The organism is Streptomyces sp. TRD_SC_5 (genome assembly GCF_056836825.1).
The window spans coordinates 5,192,098-5,206,440 of sequence record NZ_JBWZZS010000001.1; the positions used below are offsets into that span (position 1 = coordinate 5,192,098).

General features: G+C 68.9%; 13 protein-coding genes, 1 pseudogene and 2 riboswitches. Of the genes and pseudogenes, 7 read left to right on the forward strand and 7 right to left on the reverse strand.

All coding sequences use genetic code 11. The annotated features are described in order from the left end of the window. Nucleotides 1-62 precede the first annotated feature (62 nt). Nucleotides 63-1,637 carry an APC family permease gene (locus AC1P0E_RS23950; RefSeq protein WP_482744187.1) on the forward strand — a complete coding sequence of 525 codons (1,575 nt, stop codon included), beginning with the start codon at nt 63-65 and terminating at the stop codon, nt 1,635-1,637. An 85-nt stretch (nt 1,638-1,722) separates the two neighbouring features. Here AC1P0E_RS23950 and AC1P0E_RS23955 read toward each other — a convergent pair whose 3' ends face one another. After that, nucleotides 1,723-2,073 (reverse strand): PRC-barrel domain containing protein, encoded by a 351-nt coding sequence (locus tag AC1P0E_RS23955; RefSeq protein ID WP_482744188.1) that lies wholly within the window; start codon nt 2,071-2,073, stop codon nt 1,723-1,725. A gap of 153 nt (nt 2,074-2,226) precedes the next feature. On the opposite strand from AC1P0E_RS23955, the gene AC1P0E_RS23960 reads away from it, so the two are divergent. Next, a complete protein-coding gene (locus AC1P0E_RS23960; protein WP_482745879.1) occupies nt 2,227-2,406 on the forward strand; it encodes a CsbD family protein in 180 nt (59 codons plus the stop codon). A 38-nt stretch (nt 2,407-2,444) separates the two neighbouring features. Here the strand turns inward: AC1P0E_RS23960 and ppk2 are convergent, their stop codons facing one another. The 6 genes and pseudogenes from ppk2 to gcvT form a co-directional block, all read right to left on the reverse strand. Further along, nucleotides 2,445-3,428 (reverse strand): polyphosphate kinase 2, encoded by a 984-nt coding sequence (gene ppk2 / locus AC1P0E_RS23965; RefSeq protein ID WP_482745880.1) that lies wholly within the window; start codon nt 3,426-3,428, stop codon nt 2,445-2,447. A gap of 231 nt (nt 3,429-3,659) precedes the next feature. Continuing rightward, a pseudogene (locus tag AC1P0E_RS23970) lies at nt 3,660-3,797 on the reverse strand (RNA polymerase subunit sigma-24); the annotation flags it as partial. 425 nt (nt 3,798-4,222) lie between these two features. Then, a complete protein-coding gene (locus AC1P0E_RS23975) occupies nt 4,223-5,590 on the reverse strand; it encodes an L-serine ammonia-lyase (protein WP_482744189.1) in 1,368 nt (455 codons plus the stop codon). Nucleotides 5,591-5,734: 144 nt separating this feature from the next. Next, nucleotides 5,735-6,997: a serine hydroxymethyltransferase gene (gene glyA, locus AC1P0E_RS23980; RefSeq protein WP_482744190.1), complete on the reverse strand. Its 1,263-nt coding sequence runs from the start codon at nt 6,995-6,997 to the stop codon at nt 5,735-5,737. A gap of 19 nt (nt 6,998-7,016) precedes the next feature. Beyond that, nucleotides 7,017-7,397: a glycine cleavage system protein GcvH gene (gene gcvH / locus AC1P0E_RS23985; protein WP_482744191.1), complete on the reverse strand. Its 381-nt coding sequence runs from the start codon at nt 7,395-7,397 to the stop codon at nt 7,017-7,019. A 58-nt stretch (nt 7,398-7,455) separates the two neighbouring features. After that, entirely contained in the window at nt 7,456-8,571 is a 1,116-nt protein-coding gene (gcvT, locus tag AC1P0E_RS23990; protein WP_482744192.1) for a glycine cleavage system aminomethyltransferase GcvT, read from the reverse strand. A gap of 35 nt (nt 8,572-8,606) precedes the next feature. Further along, a riboswitch (glycine riboswitch) is annotated at nt 8,607-8,712 on the reverse strand. Beyond that, nucleotides 8,713-8,811, reverse strand: a riboswitch (glycine riboswitch). It lies immediately after the preceding riboswitch. A gap of 115 nt (nt 8,812-8,926) precedes the next feature. Between gcvT and AC1P0E_RS23995 the strand changes: the two genes are divergently transcribed. The 5 genes from AC1P0E_RS23995 to AC1P0E_RS24015 all read left to right on the forward strand — a co-directional run bounded on the left by AC1P0E_RS23995 (nt 8,927) and on the right by AC1P0E_RS24015 (nt 14,342). Continuing rightward, nucleotides 8,927-9,634: an AAA family ATPase gene (locus AC1P0E_RS23995; protein WP_482744193.1), complete on the forward strand. Its 708-nt coding sequence runs from the start codon at nt 8,927-8,929 to the stop codon at nt 9,632-9,634. A gap of 130 nt (nt 9,635-9,764) precedes the next feature. Then, nucleotides 9,765-10,541 carry an enhanced serine sensitivity protein SseB gene (locus AC1P0E_RS24000; RefSeq protein ID WP_482744194.1) on the forward strand — a complete coding sequence of 259 codons (777 nt, stop codon included), beginning with the start codon at nt 9,765-9,767 and terminating at the stop codon, nt 10,539-10,541. A 71-nt stretch (nt 10,542-10,612) separates the two neighbouring features. Then, entirely contained in the window at nt 10,613-11,401 is a 789-nt protein-coding gene (locus AC1P0E_RS24005; protein ID WP_482744195.1) for an enhanced serine sensitivity protein SseB C-terminal domain-containing protein, read from the forward strand. Nucleotides 11,402-11,581: 180 nt separating this feature from the next. Further along, nucleotides 11,582-13,252, forward strand: coding sequence for an ABC transporter substrate-binding protein (locus AC1P0E_RS24010; protein WP_482744196.1), 1,671 nt, complete (start codon nt 11,582-11,584; stop codon nt 13,250-13,252). A gap of 85 nt (nt 13,253-13,337) precedes the next feature. Further along, complete coding sequence (locus AC1P0E_RS24015) at nt 13,338-14,342, forward strand: ABC transporter permease (protein WP_482744197.1); 1,005 nt, start codon at nt 13,338-13,340, stop codon at nt 14,340-14,342. The last annotated feature ends 1 nt before the right edge of the window (nt 14,343 follow it).

Here is a 14,343-nt window from a genome sequence, read left to right on the forward strand (position 1 = left end):
TTAGGTCGGCAGTGCGATGCCGGCCGTCTCCCCCGCCTGCCCCTGCCCTCCGAGGTTGCCCCATGTCAAAACCCTCTTCGCGCGGCCCGGCGGCGGCCGCTCAGCACGACACCGCCCCGCATGCCGCCGCCCCGCAGGACACCGACTCGGCCCGGCTGAGCGACCTGGGATACCAGCAGGAGCTGCGCCGCAGTCTCGGCATCCTGGGGAACATCTCCATGGGCTTCGCCGTCGTCTCACCGGTGGTCGCGCTGTACGCGGTGTCCATGGTCGGAACGATGATCGCCGGGCCCGCCTGGGTGTGGGCGCTGCCCGTCGTCCTGCTCGGCCAGTGCCTGGTCGTCAACGTCTACTCCGAGCTGGCGTCCCAGTGGCCGCTGACCGGCGGCCCGTACCAATGGGGACGACGGCTCCTCGGTCCGACCTTCGGCTGGCTGAGCGGCTGGGTGTGGCAGTTCGCGGTGATGTTCGGCAACACCACCGTGGCCTACCTGGCCGCGCCCTGGGTCTTCGCCCTCATCGGGGTCACGCCCACACCGGGGACGATGGTGGCGGTGGCCGCCGGCATCCTCCTCGCCTGCATGCTGGTCAACGCCTTCGGCATCAGGATCCTCAGCTGGTTCGTGTCGCTGGGCATCGCCGCCGAGGCGGTGGCGTCGGTACTGGTCGGCTTCGCCCTGCTGCTGTTCTTCCGCGAGCACGGTTTCGCGATGTTCACCGGGACGCTCGGGGCCGAGCAGCTGTCCGGCGGCTCCACCGCGATGGCGTTCCTCGCCGTCCTCGCCGTCGCCGGCTGGGGCTTCATCGGCTTCGACGCCTGCGTCTCGACGGCCGAGGAGACGAAGGACGCCGGCCGCCAGGTCCCGCGCGCCATGTGGTGGGCGCTGCTCAGCGTCGGCGTCGTCGTCATCCTCAACGCCATGGCGGTCGCCCTGGCCCACCCGGACCCGGCGGCCGTGGTGGCGGGGGAGGACCTGGACCCCGTGACGACTGCCGTGGTCTCGTCGTTCGGCTCCTGGTCCGACAAGCCGTTCGTGCTCGTCGTACTGATCGGATTCCTCGCCTGCGCCATGGCGTCCCAGGGCGGTGCGGCCCGCGGCGTGTACTCACTGGCCCGCGACGGTGTCTTCCCCTTCTCCCGGTACGTACGGAAGGTGAACCGGCGCCAGGCCCCGATCGGCGGACTCATCGCCTCCACCGTGGTCAGCTGCTCCGCCCTGCTGCTCGGCCTCGACGCCACCGCCATCGGCAGCCTGATCGCCTTCGGCACGGCGGCGACCTTCCTGCCGTTCTTCCTCGTCTCACTGGCCGCGCTCATCGCGCGCCTGCGCGGCACCTGGGTGCCGTCCGGACACATACGCCAGGGGCGCAAGGGCACCTTCCTCAACATCCTCGCGGTGCTGTGGACGGCCTTCGAGGTCGCCAACGTCTGCTGGCCCCGCGCCATCCTGGCCCCGCCCGGTGCCCCCTGGTACCAGGTCTGGGCCGGACTTCTGGGCACCGGCGTCGTGATCACCGCCGGTCTCCTCTACCTGCTCGTCAGACGGCCCCAGGACAAGCTCCGCGCCGCCGAACGGATCGCGGCGGGTCCCGGCGCGCCGCAGCGGCCCGCCGAGCTCGCGCCCGAGCCGTCCTGATCCTGGCGGGCGGCGAAGCAGACATACGGGTGGGGCCGGCCGGAGAGAACTCCGGCCGGCCCCACCCGCGTTGTGCGTACGGTGCTCAGACGCGGCGGTGGCGGCCGTAATAGCCGCCCACCTGCTCGTGGTAACCGGCGTCGCCGATGTGCTTGTCCTTGTCGAACTCGGGCGCGTCCTTGATCTGCGCCTTGGTCCGGTCGACGTAGATCTTCTCTTCGGCGGCGTCGACGCGCGTTACGGTGCCGGCCGGCAGCAGTACGTGCTTGCCGAAGATCCAGACTCCCGTGTCCACGACGAGGTACGAGGACCCGACCTCGTCGGAGTGCTTGTCCACCTTCCCGATGCTGCCGTCGGTCGCCTCGACCTTGTATCCGGTCAGAGTGTTGCCCGCGGTGTGCCCGGTCGTCGGCTGGTAGCCCCAGATGTCGCTCATACTCAATGGCTCCTTTGTGTCGACGCGGTGTATCCAATTCATCGTGTGTCCGGGATTCGCGGACTTACACAGGAGCAATGCCACGTTTGAATCATGCGTTTGTGGTGAGACGCAACAGCGTCCAATGTTTTCGACCGGCAGGACGTGAGTGTTGTGGCTGGCAAGAAGAACGAGAAGTCCAAGGCGAAGGCCGAGCAGGTCAAGGGCAAGGTCAAGGAAGCCACGGGCCGGGCAGTGGGCAACGAATCCATGGAAACCGAAGGCCGGGCGGGCCAGGCCAAGGGCGACGCGCGCCAGGCGAAGGAAAAGATCAAGGACACCTTCAAGCACTGACCTCCACAGCAGGCCGCGTCCGGGCCGGACAGATCACATCAGATCTGTCCGGCCCGGACGCCGTCTTGTCCCGTCCCCGGGTGGTCGCCCGGTCCGTCGTGGTGACCGGCGAGAGGGGTCGGGGAGAGGGTGGTGCTTTCCTCGCCGGGTTCCAGGAGGGTGTCCGCCGGGCCGACGATCAGTGGGTCGGGTTCACCGACTGCCTTGTCGTCCCTGTCCGCATAGTCGAATCGCCACAGCAGACTGCGCATCGCTTCCAGCCGGCCGCGCTTCTTGTCATTGGTCTTCACGACGGTCCACGGCGCGTGAACGGTGTCGGTGGCCCGGAACATGTCGATCTTCGCCGCCGTGTACGCGTCCCACAGATCCAGCGAAGCGAGATCGGTCGGCGACAATTTCCACTGCCTTACCGGATCCACTTGCCGGATGGCGAAACGGGTGCGCTGCTCGTTTCGGGAGACGGAGAACCAGAACTTCACCAGCCGAAATCCGTCCTCGGTCAGCATGCGCTCGAACAATGGGGTCTGTTCGAGGAAGTGCTCGGACTCGGCCGGAGTGCAAAAGCCCATCACGCGCTCCACTCCCGCGCGGTTGTACCAGGAGCGGTCAAAGAAGACCATCTCTCCCGCTGACGGGAGATGGGCGACGTACCGCTGGAAATACCACTGACCGGCCTCGCGTTCGGTCGGCTTCTCCAGAGCCACGACGCGGGCGCCGCGGGGATTGAGCCGCTCGGTGAACCGATGGATCGTGCCGCCCTTGCCGGCCGCGTCACGCCCCTCGCAGACCACGACGAGCCGCTGCCCCGTGTCCTTGACCCACCGCTGCAGCTTGAGCAGTTCGATCTGCAGCAGCCGCTTGCTCTGCTCGTACTCCTGGCGCCGGAGCTTGCGGTCGTACGGGTAATTCTCCCGCCACGTCCGCAGCGGCCGGCCCTCGTCGTCAAGCAGGACGGGCCGCTCGGGGCGACGGTTGTCGACCGTCAGCCCATCGAGCAGCGCTTCGTCCTCGGCGCCGGTCAGGGCCGCGAGGGCGGGGCCGAGACGGATGAACTCCCGTAATGCGCCATCACACTCTCCAGACCAGCCGATTGTCTTCCTTCTGGGGACCGAGTGCCCACGCCCTGTCTGTCTACTCGCTACTCGCCATGGTTCGGCACTCGATGATGTCCACCGGGCTTTGCAGCAGATCCGTTTGCCGTGCGAGGGGAAGATCCTGTGCGACTGCGGCCTCCGCGGCGACGGCGCGAGAGGTCACTTCGTCTGCCTGCGGGCCTGCTTCACCTCGCGGTCGATCGCCCAGGCGTCGCCGACCGGCCCGAGGTGGCCGAGCTTGTCGGGGTTGATCACCGAGCGGATCGTCTGGATCTGCCCGTCGAGCACCTCGACGGCGCAGCCGTTGATCCGACTCACGCGCAGGGCCACCAGCTCCTGCGTCGTGGCCGTCGGTGACTTCACCCCTGAGACGAGACAGCCCGTACCCCTGTGACACGGCGACGTGTGACCCACGTCTCCCCGCGTCCCGGGTCGGGACATGTCACAGGCCGAGTCGCTGTCTCGTCTCGGGTGCTGAAGACCTCGAGCAAGGAGTTGATGATGAACGTCGCGCTGTGGATCACCGCCGGAGTACTGGCCGCTGTCTGTCTGGTCGGCAGTGCCAAGATGTTCGTGGCGTGGGGCCGTTTCGGCCCGGAGTCCTTCACCGGCTGACCACCCAGCGGCAACCGTGCCTCTGGTGCCCGGTAGTTCGAGTCTGAGCGCAGGGAAGGCCCTGACAGCGCCGAAGGATGCGGAGGCGCTGGTCAGGGCCTAGGTGCTCAGCATTCGATGATGTTCACCGCGAGGCCGCCGCGTGCGGTCTCCTTGTACTTGACCGACATGTCCGCGCCGGTCTCCTTCATCGTCTTGATGACCTTGTCCAGGGACACCTTGTGGCTGCCGTCGCCGCGCATCGCCATCTTCGCCGCCGTGACCGCCTTGACCGCCGCCATGCCGTTGCGCTCGATGCACGGGATCTGGACGAGGCCGCCGACCGGGTCGCAGGTCAGGCCCAGGTTGTGCTCCATGCCGATCTCGGCCGCGTTCTCGACCTGCTCGGGGGTGCCGCCGAGGACCTCGGCGAGTGCGCCGGCCGCCATCGAGCAGGCGGAGCCGACTTCGCCCTGGCAGCCGACCTCGGCACCGGAGATGGAGGCGTTCTCCTTGAAGAGCATGCCGATCGCACCGGCGGAGAGCATGAAGCGGACCACGCCCTCCTCGTCGGCGCCCGGCACGAAGTTCATGTAATAGTGCAGTACGGCCGGGATGATGCCGGCGGCGCCGTTCGTCGGGGCGGTGACGACGCGGCCGCCCGCGGCGTTCTCCTCGTTGACCGCCATCGCGTAGAGCGTGATCCACTCCATCGCGAGCGCCAGCGGGTCGCCCTCGGAGCGCAGCTTGCGCGCGGTGTTCGCGGCGCGGCGGCGCACCTTCAGGCCGCCGGGCAGGATGCCCTCCTGGGACATGCCGCGCGAGACGCAGTCCTGCATGGCGCGCCAGATCTCCAGCAGCCCCTCGCGGATCTCGGGCTCCGTGCGCCAGGCCTTCTCGTTCTCCAGCATCAGGGCGGAGATCGACAGGCCGGTCTCGTTGGCCATGCGCAGCAGCTCGTCGCCGGTGCGGAAGGGGTACTTCAGTACGGTGTCGTCGAGCTTTATCCGGTCCTCACCGACCGCGTCCTCGTCCACGACGAAGCCGCCGCCCACCGAGTAGTACGTCTTCTCCAGCAGCGGCGCGCCCTCGGCGTCGTACGCCCACAGCGTCATGCCGTTGGCGTGGTACGGCAGGGCCTTGCGGCGGTGCAGGATCAGGTCCTCGTCGAAGTCGAAGTCGATCTCGTGCGCGCCGAGGAGGTTGAGGCGCTTTTGCGCCTTGATCCGCTCGTACTCCTCGTCGGCGGTCTCGACGTCGACCGTGCGCGGGGAGTTTCCCTCCAGGCCGAGCAGTACGGCCTTCGGGGTCCCGTGGCCGTGGCCGGTCGCGCCGAGCGAGCCGAACAGCTCGGCGCGTATCGACGTGGTGTGGGCCATCAGGCCGTCGTTCTTGAGGCGGCCCACGAACAGGCGGGCGGCGCGCATCGGGCCGACCGTGTGGGAGCTGGAGGGGCCGATGCCGATCGAGAACAGGTCGAAGACCGAGATGGCCACGGGTAACTCCTAAGGGGTGGGTAGACGCCGTTGTCTGCCTGCGGGGGTGGTGCAGATGATCAAGGCGGGGCAACACGGTGCGGGGCACCGCACTCACTGTTCAGTGTGCGCGGTGCCCCGATATTCAGTCTGTGTCGTACGTAACTACTTCAGACCAGGGTAAAGCGGGTGCTTGCCGGCCAGGGCCGTGACCCGGGCGGCCAGGGCATCGGCGTCGTACGACGGCTTCAGCGCCTCGGCGATGATGTCCGCGACCTCGGTGAAGTCCTCGGTCTGGAAACCGCGGGTGGCCAGGGCCGGCGTACCGATCCGCAGACCCGAGGTGACCATCGGGGGACGGGGGTCGTTCGGGATGGCGTTGCGGTTGACCGTGATGCCGAGCTGGTGGAGGCGGTCCTCGGCCTGCTGGCCGTCGAGCTCGGAGTTCCGCAGGTCGACCAGGACCAGGTGGACGTCGGTGCCGCCGGTGAGGACGGACACGCCGTGCTCGGTGACGTCGGGCTGCACCAGGCGCTCGGCCAGAATGCGGGCGCCGTCCAGGGTGCGCTGCTGGCGCTCCTTGAACTCCTCGGAAGCCGCCACCTTGAAGGAGACCGCCTTCGCCGCGATGACGTGCTCCAGCGGGCCGCCCTGCTGACCCGGGAAGACCGCCGAGTTGATCTTCTTGGCGAGCTCCTGGGTCGACAGGATGACTCCACCGCGCGGGCCGCCGAGCGTCTTGTGCGTGGTCGTGGTGACGACATGGGCGTGCGGCACCGGGTTGGGGTGCAGGCCCGCGGCGACCAGACCGGCGAAGTGCGCCATGTCGACCATCAGGTACGCGCCGACCTCGTCCGCGATGCGGCGGAAGGCGGCGAAGTCCAGCTGACGCGGGTACGCCGACCAGCCGGCCACGATCAGCTTCGGCTTCGACTCCTTGGCGAGGCGCTCGACCTCGGCCATGTCGACCTCGCCGGTGGCGTCGTCCACGTGGTACGCGACCACGTTGTAGAGCTTGCCGGAGAAGTTGATCTTCATGCCGTGGGTCAGGTGACCGCCGTGCGCGAGGTTCAGGCCCATGATCGTGTCGCCGGGCTTGATCAGCGCGAACATCGCGGCCGCGTTGGCCTGGGCGCCCGAGTGGGGCTGTACGTTCGCGTGCTCGGCGCCGAAGAGCGCCTTGATGCGGTCGATCGCGATCTGCTCGACCACGTCGACGTGCTCGCAACCGCCGTAGTAGCGGCGGCCGGGGTAGCCCTCGGCGTACTTGTTGGTGAGTACGGAGCCCTGGGCCTCCATGACCGCGACCGGAGCGAAGTTCTCCGAGGCGATCATTTCGAGGGTGGACTGCTGGCGGAGCAGCTCGGCGTCGACGGCGGCGGCGACGTCCGGGTCGAGCTCGTGCAGGGGAGTGTTGAGAAGCGTCATCACGGTCCCGTTCGAGGTGTTAGTTGCCGGAGGAGAAGGCGTCGTACTCAGCGGCGGAGAGCAGGTCGCCCGGCTCGTCCGTGACGCGCACCTTGAAGAGCCAGCCGCCCTCGAAGGGGGCGGAGTTCACCAGCGACGGGTCGTCCACGACGTCCTGGTTGGCCTCGACGATCTCGCCGGTCACCGGGGAGTACAGGTCGCTGACCGACTTGGTCGACTCCAGCTCGCCGCAGGACTCGCCCGCCGTCACCGTGTCGCCGACCTCCGGGAGCTGGGCGAAGACGACGTCACCGAGCGCGTTGGCCGCGAACTCCGTGATGCCGACCGTCGCGACGCCGTCCTCGGCGGTCGACAGCCACTCGTGCTCCTTGCTGTAACGCAGCTGCTGGGGGTTGCTCATGACCTGAATTCTCCTGTACGCGGGGGAGTGCTGGTGAACGGGGAGGTTGTGCGGGGGGTCACTTCTGGCGCTTGTAGAAGGGCAGCGCGACGACCTCGTACGGCTCATGCGTACCGCGGATGTCTACGCCGATACCGGGCGTGCCCGGCGCCGCGTGCGCGGCATCGACGTACGCCATGGCGATCGGCTTGCCCAGCGTCGGGGACGGGGCGCCGGAGGTGACCTCGCCGATGACCTTGCCGTCCGCCACTACAGGGAAACCCGCGCGCGGGACGCGGCGGCCCTCGGCGATCAGGCCGACCAGCTTGCGCGGCGGCGCGGTCTCGGCGCGCTCGGCGGCGGCTTCGAGGGCGGCGCGGCCGACGAAGTCGCCCTCCTTCTCGAACTTCACGACCCGGCCGAGGCCCGCGTCGAACGGGGTGAGCGAGGTGGTCAGCTCGTGCCCGTACAGCGGCATGCCCGCTTCCAGGCGCAGGGTGTCGCGGCAGGAGAGGCCTGCGGGGACGAGGCCGGCGTCCTTGCCCGCTTCGGTCAGTGCCTGCCACAGCTGCTCGGCGTCGGCCGGGGCGACGAACAGCTCGAAGCCGTCCTCACCGGTGTAGCCGGTACGGGCGATGAGGGCGGGGACGCCGGAGACGGTGCCGGGGAGGCCGGCGTAGTACTTCAGACCGTCCAGGTCGGCGTCCGTGACGGACTTCAGAATCCCGGGGGACTCGGGGCCCTGGACGGCGATCAGGGCGTACGCGTCACGGTCGTCCCGTACGGCGGCGTCGAAGGCGGCGGCGCGCTCGGTGATGGCGTCGAGGACGATCTGGGCGTTGCCGGCGTTGGCGACGACCATGTACTCGGTTTCGGCCAGGCGGTAGACGATCAGGTCGTCGAGGATCCCGCCGTCCTCCTGGCAGATCATCGTGTAGCGGGCGCGCCCGATGCCGACCGTGCCGATGTTGCCGACGAGCGCGTAGTCGAGGGCGTCCACGGCCTGCGCGCCGGTGACCGTGATCTCGCCCATGTGGGAGAGGTCGAAGAGGCCGGCGCGGGTACGTACGGCGTTGTGCTCGTCGCGCTCGCTGGCGTACCGCAGCGGCATGTCCCAGCCCGCGAAGTCGGTCATGGTCGCGCCCAGCGAACGATGCAGCGCGTCGAGTGCGGTGTGACGGGGGACATTGCTCATGTGTGGGGCTCCCAGGGCATGACAGGCGAGGACAATCCTCCCCATCTGTCATCGGAACCTGAGAGGTTCACCGAGAGAGTGACTGTCTCGGCTTGCACCTTGGGTGGAGCCGCGACGAAGCGGCCCGCTTTTCAGATCTGCCTCGCCCGCGCGGTACGGGGCCTGAGAGATTCAAGGGAGGAACTTGCTCCTTCGGCGTCCTGGACACAGAGTGCCTTCGGACTCTCCCGCGCGGATTCAAGCGGCCGGTATGCAGTTGGCGCGCACATCATTGCACGGAAATGGACTTGTGACGCATTACCTTTTCTTTACACTTCTTGGGCAAGGGTGGGGGACACCCGACAGGGGGAAGACGATGACGTTCCAGCAGTCAGGTGTGTACGCGTCGACCACGGGCGCCGCGCACCGTGCGGTGCCCGACCAGCAGGGCGTGGCGGTGCCGGTTCCGGCACCGGTCAGGGCGGCCGCCCGGCGGCCCGCGCCGACCGTGCGCGATCTGCGCGGGCGCGCGGGGCGCAGCCCGCGGTCACTGGCCTTCGCGGCCGGGGACACGGTGGTCGTGTCCGGTCTGCCCGGCAGCGGCAAGAGCACGCTGATCCGGCGTACGGCGAGCACGGCGGCGCACCGTATCGACTCGCAGGACGTGCGTGAGCGCTGGGAGGCGCGGATGCCGCGGCTGCTGCCGTACGGGCTGTACCGGCCGCTGGTGCGCGCGGCGCACTACGGCGGGCTGTGGCGCGCGCTGCGCTCGGGCGACGGCGTCGTGGTGCACGACTGCGGTACGCAGGCCTGGGTGCGGCGCTGGCTGGCGCGCGACGCCCGCCGCCGGGGGGTCGCGCTGCACCTGCTGCTGCTCGACGTGACGGCCGATGTGGCGCGGGCCGGGCAGGAGGAGCGGGGCCGCGGCGTCTCGGGCTATGCCTTCGCCCGGCACCGGCGGGCGGTGGGCCGGTTGGTACGGGACGCGGAGGCGGGCCGGCTGCCGGCGGGGTGCGCGTCGGCGGTGCTGCTGGACCGGGATGCGGCGGGGGCGCTCGGGGTGATCGATTTCTCCGGAGTCTGAGGAGCGGGGCCCGGGCGGAGCCCTCGCGCGGCGGAGCCGCGAAATGGCACAGCGGGCAGAGGCGGGCAGGGGAACGGCTCCGCAGGGACAGCCCGCAGGGTGCCTCCCGCCCCGCGTTAAGGTCGTACCCGTGGACTACCCCGACTTCCCCATACCCGCCCACCCGCACGGCGGCAACGGCTGGCCCGGCAACGAGCTCGAAGAGGTACTCGGCGCCTCGCTCGGCAACCCCGCCGCCGGCGGCCGCATCGTCGAGGTGCTGGGGCGCAGCCAGGTATGGGTGCCGCTGCCGAACGGCGGCGGGCCCGACTCCCCGAACCTCGACCTGCCCACCGTGCAGATCCACGGCGAGGCGTACGTCCCCGTGTACAGCTCCGAGGAGCAGTTGCGCCACTGCGCCGGGCCCCACATGTCCTTCACCGTCGCGCCCGCCCGCGAGTTCGCCCGCGGGCTGCCGCCCCAGCTCGGCATCGCGGTGAACCCGGACGGCGCGGTCGGCGTGCCGCTGCCGCCGCCCGCCGTCGCCGAGCTCTGCCGGGCCGGGCGTACACCGCTGGACGGGCCGGCCAGTGGAGGCAGGGTGCGGCTCTTCGAGCCGGACTGGCAGGAGGAGCCCGTCGACTTCCTCGCCGCCGCCGCCGGGGAGTTCGAGGAGAGCGGTGTGGTGCTGACCGCCCGTCGCGCGCTCGCGAGCATCGAGGGCGGGCCCCCGGCGCTGTTCGTCGGCGTACAGCTGTCCTCCTGGGAGGGCGCCGACCGCAACGCTCCGATGGACGCCCTCGGCCGGGCGCTCGGCCGCGTCCAGGTGCCCTGGGAGGTCAACCTGATTCTGCTGGACGTGGCGGCCCAGGACCCCGTCGCCGGCTGGATGCTGGAAAAGGTGCGGCCCTTCTACACACGCGCCTGACTCGTGCTCTGTGTCAGTGCTGCCGCTTAAGCTGAAGCAACACGGTGGATCGAAGAGGGGCGGGACCCAGGGTGAGCGCGTCAGGCACTGCGGCGGCCGGGCAGGTCGAGCACATGCTGCGCCAGGTGACGCCCGGGCGGTACGACGCGTACGAGGCGCTGCTGCGCGCCCTCGCCGATCCGGCGGGCGGCCAGGTCTGGATGCTGCTCTGGCACGGCCAGGCGGGGTCCCCCGACGCCCAGTACGGAAACATGGACGTCGACGGCCTCGGCTACGCGCCGTGCGTCACCTCCGCCCAGGAGCTCGCCGCGAGCGGCTGGAGCCGGGCGTACGAAGTGGTGTCCGGCCGCGATGTCGCGCGCGCGCTCTTCTCCGACCGCTGGGGCATCTGGCTCAACCCGCACGCCCCCGGCGGCGGCGTCGGCATCCCCTGGCTCGATCTGCGGCGTATCGCGACCGGACTCGACCGGATGCCGGCAGGGCCGCTGCGGCTGTCCGAACCGGCCATCGAGATCCCCCAGTTCTACGCCCTGCTCACGCAGAACGCCCACCGTACGCCCGCGGTCCGCGCGCTGCGCCGTGCCTGGGTGCAGCCGGCGCTCGGGGCGCCCTATCTGGCTGTCGGACTCGATCTCTACGACACGAGCCAGCAGTCCGTCGACGCGGTGCGCGCGATGATGCAGCAGTCGATCGGCGTGGTCCCCGAGGGACTGCCCGTGTCCACCGTCGCGATGTCCGACGAGTACGACCCCGTCTCCATGTGGCTGCGCGCCAACGCCCGCCCGTTCTACGACCGCGAGGCCCACGCGCCCGCCGCCCCGGCCGCCCCCGGCTACGGCTACCCGCCGCAACGCCGCTGAACTGGGCCTGATGTCCGGGACGTCGATGCGTCACGCGGGAATGTCCCCTACCGGCTGGTTTGTTGGGTGTCCGGGTCTCGACTAGGTCTCACCGCTATCCGGACTGTTCTATTGCGGTGGGTGGCGTCTGTAGTGTGCGGCCATCATTACGTCACCACATGGCGAACCAGGGGTGGACCCATGCGAATATTCAAGTCCCGGGCCGTCCGGGCGATCACGACAGCGGTCGCTGTCGGCCTGATCGCCACGGGCTGTTCCAGCGAGCGGAACGAGGGTGGCGACAAGGGGAACGACAAGGACACCTTCGTATTCGCCGGCGCCGGTGACCCCGGTTCCCTCGACCCGGCCCTCGCGAGCGACGGCGAGACCTTCCGGGTCACCCGTCAGGCGTTCGAGGCGCTGCTCGAGCACGAGCCCGGCGGCAGCAAGCTCGTCGGTGGTCTCGCCGAGAAGTGGTCGAGCAACCCGGCCGGTACGGTCTGGACGTTCAACCTGCGGCAGGGCGTGAAGTTCCACGACGGCGAGGCGTTCAACGCCGAAGCGGTCTGCGCGAACTACAACCACTGGTTCAACTGGAAGGGCACGTACCAGTCCGGCGCGGTCTCGTACTACTGGCAGTCCATCATGGGCGGCTTCGCGAAGAACGAGGACAAGGAAGCCCCGAAGGCGAACTACAAGTCCTGCACCGCCAAGGACGACAACACGGCCGTCATCGAGGTCAACGAGCCCTCGGCCAACCTCCCCGGCGGATTCTCCCTCCAGGCCCTCGCGATCCACTCGCCGAAGGCGCTCGAGGAGTACGAGAAGCAGGACGCGAGCGCCAAGGGCGACGCGATCACGTACCCCAAGTACAGCCAGGAGGCCGGCACGGTCGCCGGCACCGGCCCGTACAAGATCGTCAAGTGGAACAAGGGCAACAAGGAAGTCTCCCTCCAGCGCTTCGACGACTACTGGGGCGACAAGGCCAAGGTCAAGAACCTGGTCTTCCGGACGATTTCCACCGAGGAGACCCGCCGTCAGGCGCTGCAGGCCGGTGACATCGACGGCTACGACCTCGTGGCTCCGGCCGACGTGAAGACGCTGGAAAAGGACGGCTACAAGGTCCCGACCCGTGACGTCTTCAACATCTTCTATGTCGGGATGAGCCAGGGGGCGAACAAGGCGCTGAAGAAGCCCGAGGTCCGCCAGGCCATCACGCACGCGATCGACCGTGAGAACCTCGTCAAGACCCAGCTGCCCGAGGGCGGAAAGGCCGCGACCCAGTTCATGCCCGACACGGTCGCCGGCTTCTCGGACAAGGTGAAGACGTACCCCTTCGACACCGACAAGTCGAAGGAGCTCCTCAAGCAGGCCGGTGAGGAGAAGCTGAAGGTCGAGTTCTGCTACCCGACCGAGGTCACCCGCCCGTACATGCCTGCCCCGCAGGACATGTTCGAGCTGATGAAGGCCGACCTGGAGAAGGCCGGCATCACGGTGGTCCCGAAGGCGATGAAGTGGGCCCCGGACTACCTGGACGCCACCGAAGCCGGCTCGTGCGCCCTGCACATGCTCGGCTGGACCGGTGACTTCAACGATGGCTACAACTTCATCGGCACCTGGTTCAGCGGGCCCGACAAGCAGTGGGGCTTCAAGGACAAGAAGGTCTTCGACGCGGTGAACGCCGCCTCGAAGGTCACCGACGCCGCCGGTCGCACCGAGGCGTACAAGAAGGCCAACGAGACGATCATGGCGTACGCCCCGGGCGTGCCGATCTCGTCGTCCCCGCCGGCCATCGCATTCGCCAAGAACGTCAACCCGCCGAAGGTCTCCCCGCTGACGCAGGAGAACTTCGCCGAGGTCTCCTTCAAGTAATCGCACACCTGCGGTTCCGCCCGGCCACCGCGATCCGGTGGCCGGGCGGAACCGCATCGACGCACGTGAGAAAGGGGCATGCGGGGTGCTGCGACTTGTCGTAAGAAGACTTCTCCAGCTCATTCCCAGCCTGCTCGGCCTGTCGGTTCTGCTCTTTCTGTGGCTGAACCGACTGCCCGGCGGACCCGCCTCAGCGATCCTGGGCGAGCGGGCGACCGAAGCCGAAGTAGCGAGAATCAACCGGGCACTGGGCCTCGACGAGCCGGTCCATGTCCAGTACTGGCGCTTCCTCAAACGAATCTTCGAGCTGGACCTCGGAACCTCCACCCAGACCGGGCAGCCGGTGTGGGAGGAGTTCACCCTGCGCTTCCCGGCCACCGTGGAACTCAGCGTCGCCGCGATCCTGATCGCCGTGGTCGTCGGCATTCCGATGGGCTACCTGGCGGCCAAGCACCGCGGCGGCTGGCTGGACGTCGCTTCGGTGTCCGGATCGCTCCTTGGCATCTGCATCCCGGTGTTCTTCCTGGCCATGCTGCTGCGGGGCATCTTCTCCGTCCAACTGCACTGGTTCCCGAGCCAGGGCCGGCTCACCACCGGCATCGACGCCACCGACGTCACCGGATTCGCCGTCCTGGACGGGTTGTTGACCGGCGAGTTCGACGCGAGCTGGGACGCCCTCCAGCATCTGATCCTGCCGGCCGTCGCGCTGGCCTCCATCCCGCTGGCCGTCATCGTCCGGATGACCCGCGCGAGTGTCCTGGAGGTGCTCGGCGAGGACTACGTCCGCACCGCCGAGTCCAAGGGCCTCGACAAGCGGGTCGTGCGCGGCCGCCACGTACTGCGCAACGCGCTGCTGCCCGTGATCACCGCGATCGGCCTGCTGACCGGCAGTCTGCTGTCGGGGGCCGTGCTCACCGAGTCGGTGTTCGACTTCGGCGGCATCGGCTCCTTCATCCGTACGGCGATCGACGGCCGTGACTACCCGGTGCTCGTCGGGTTCATTCTCTTCATCGCGATGGTGTACGTGCTCATCAACCTCCTGGTCGACCTCGCGTACAGCATCATCGACCCCAGGGTGCGGGTGCACTGAC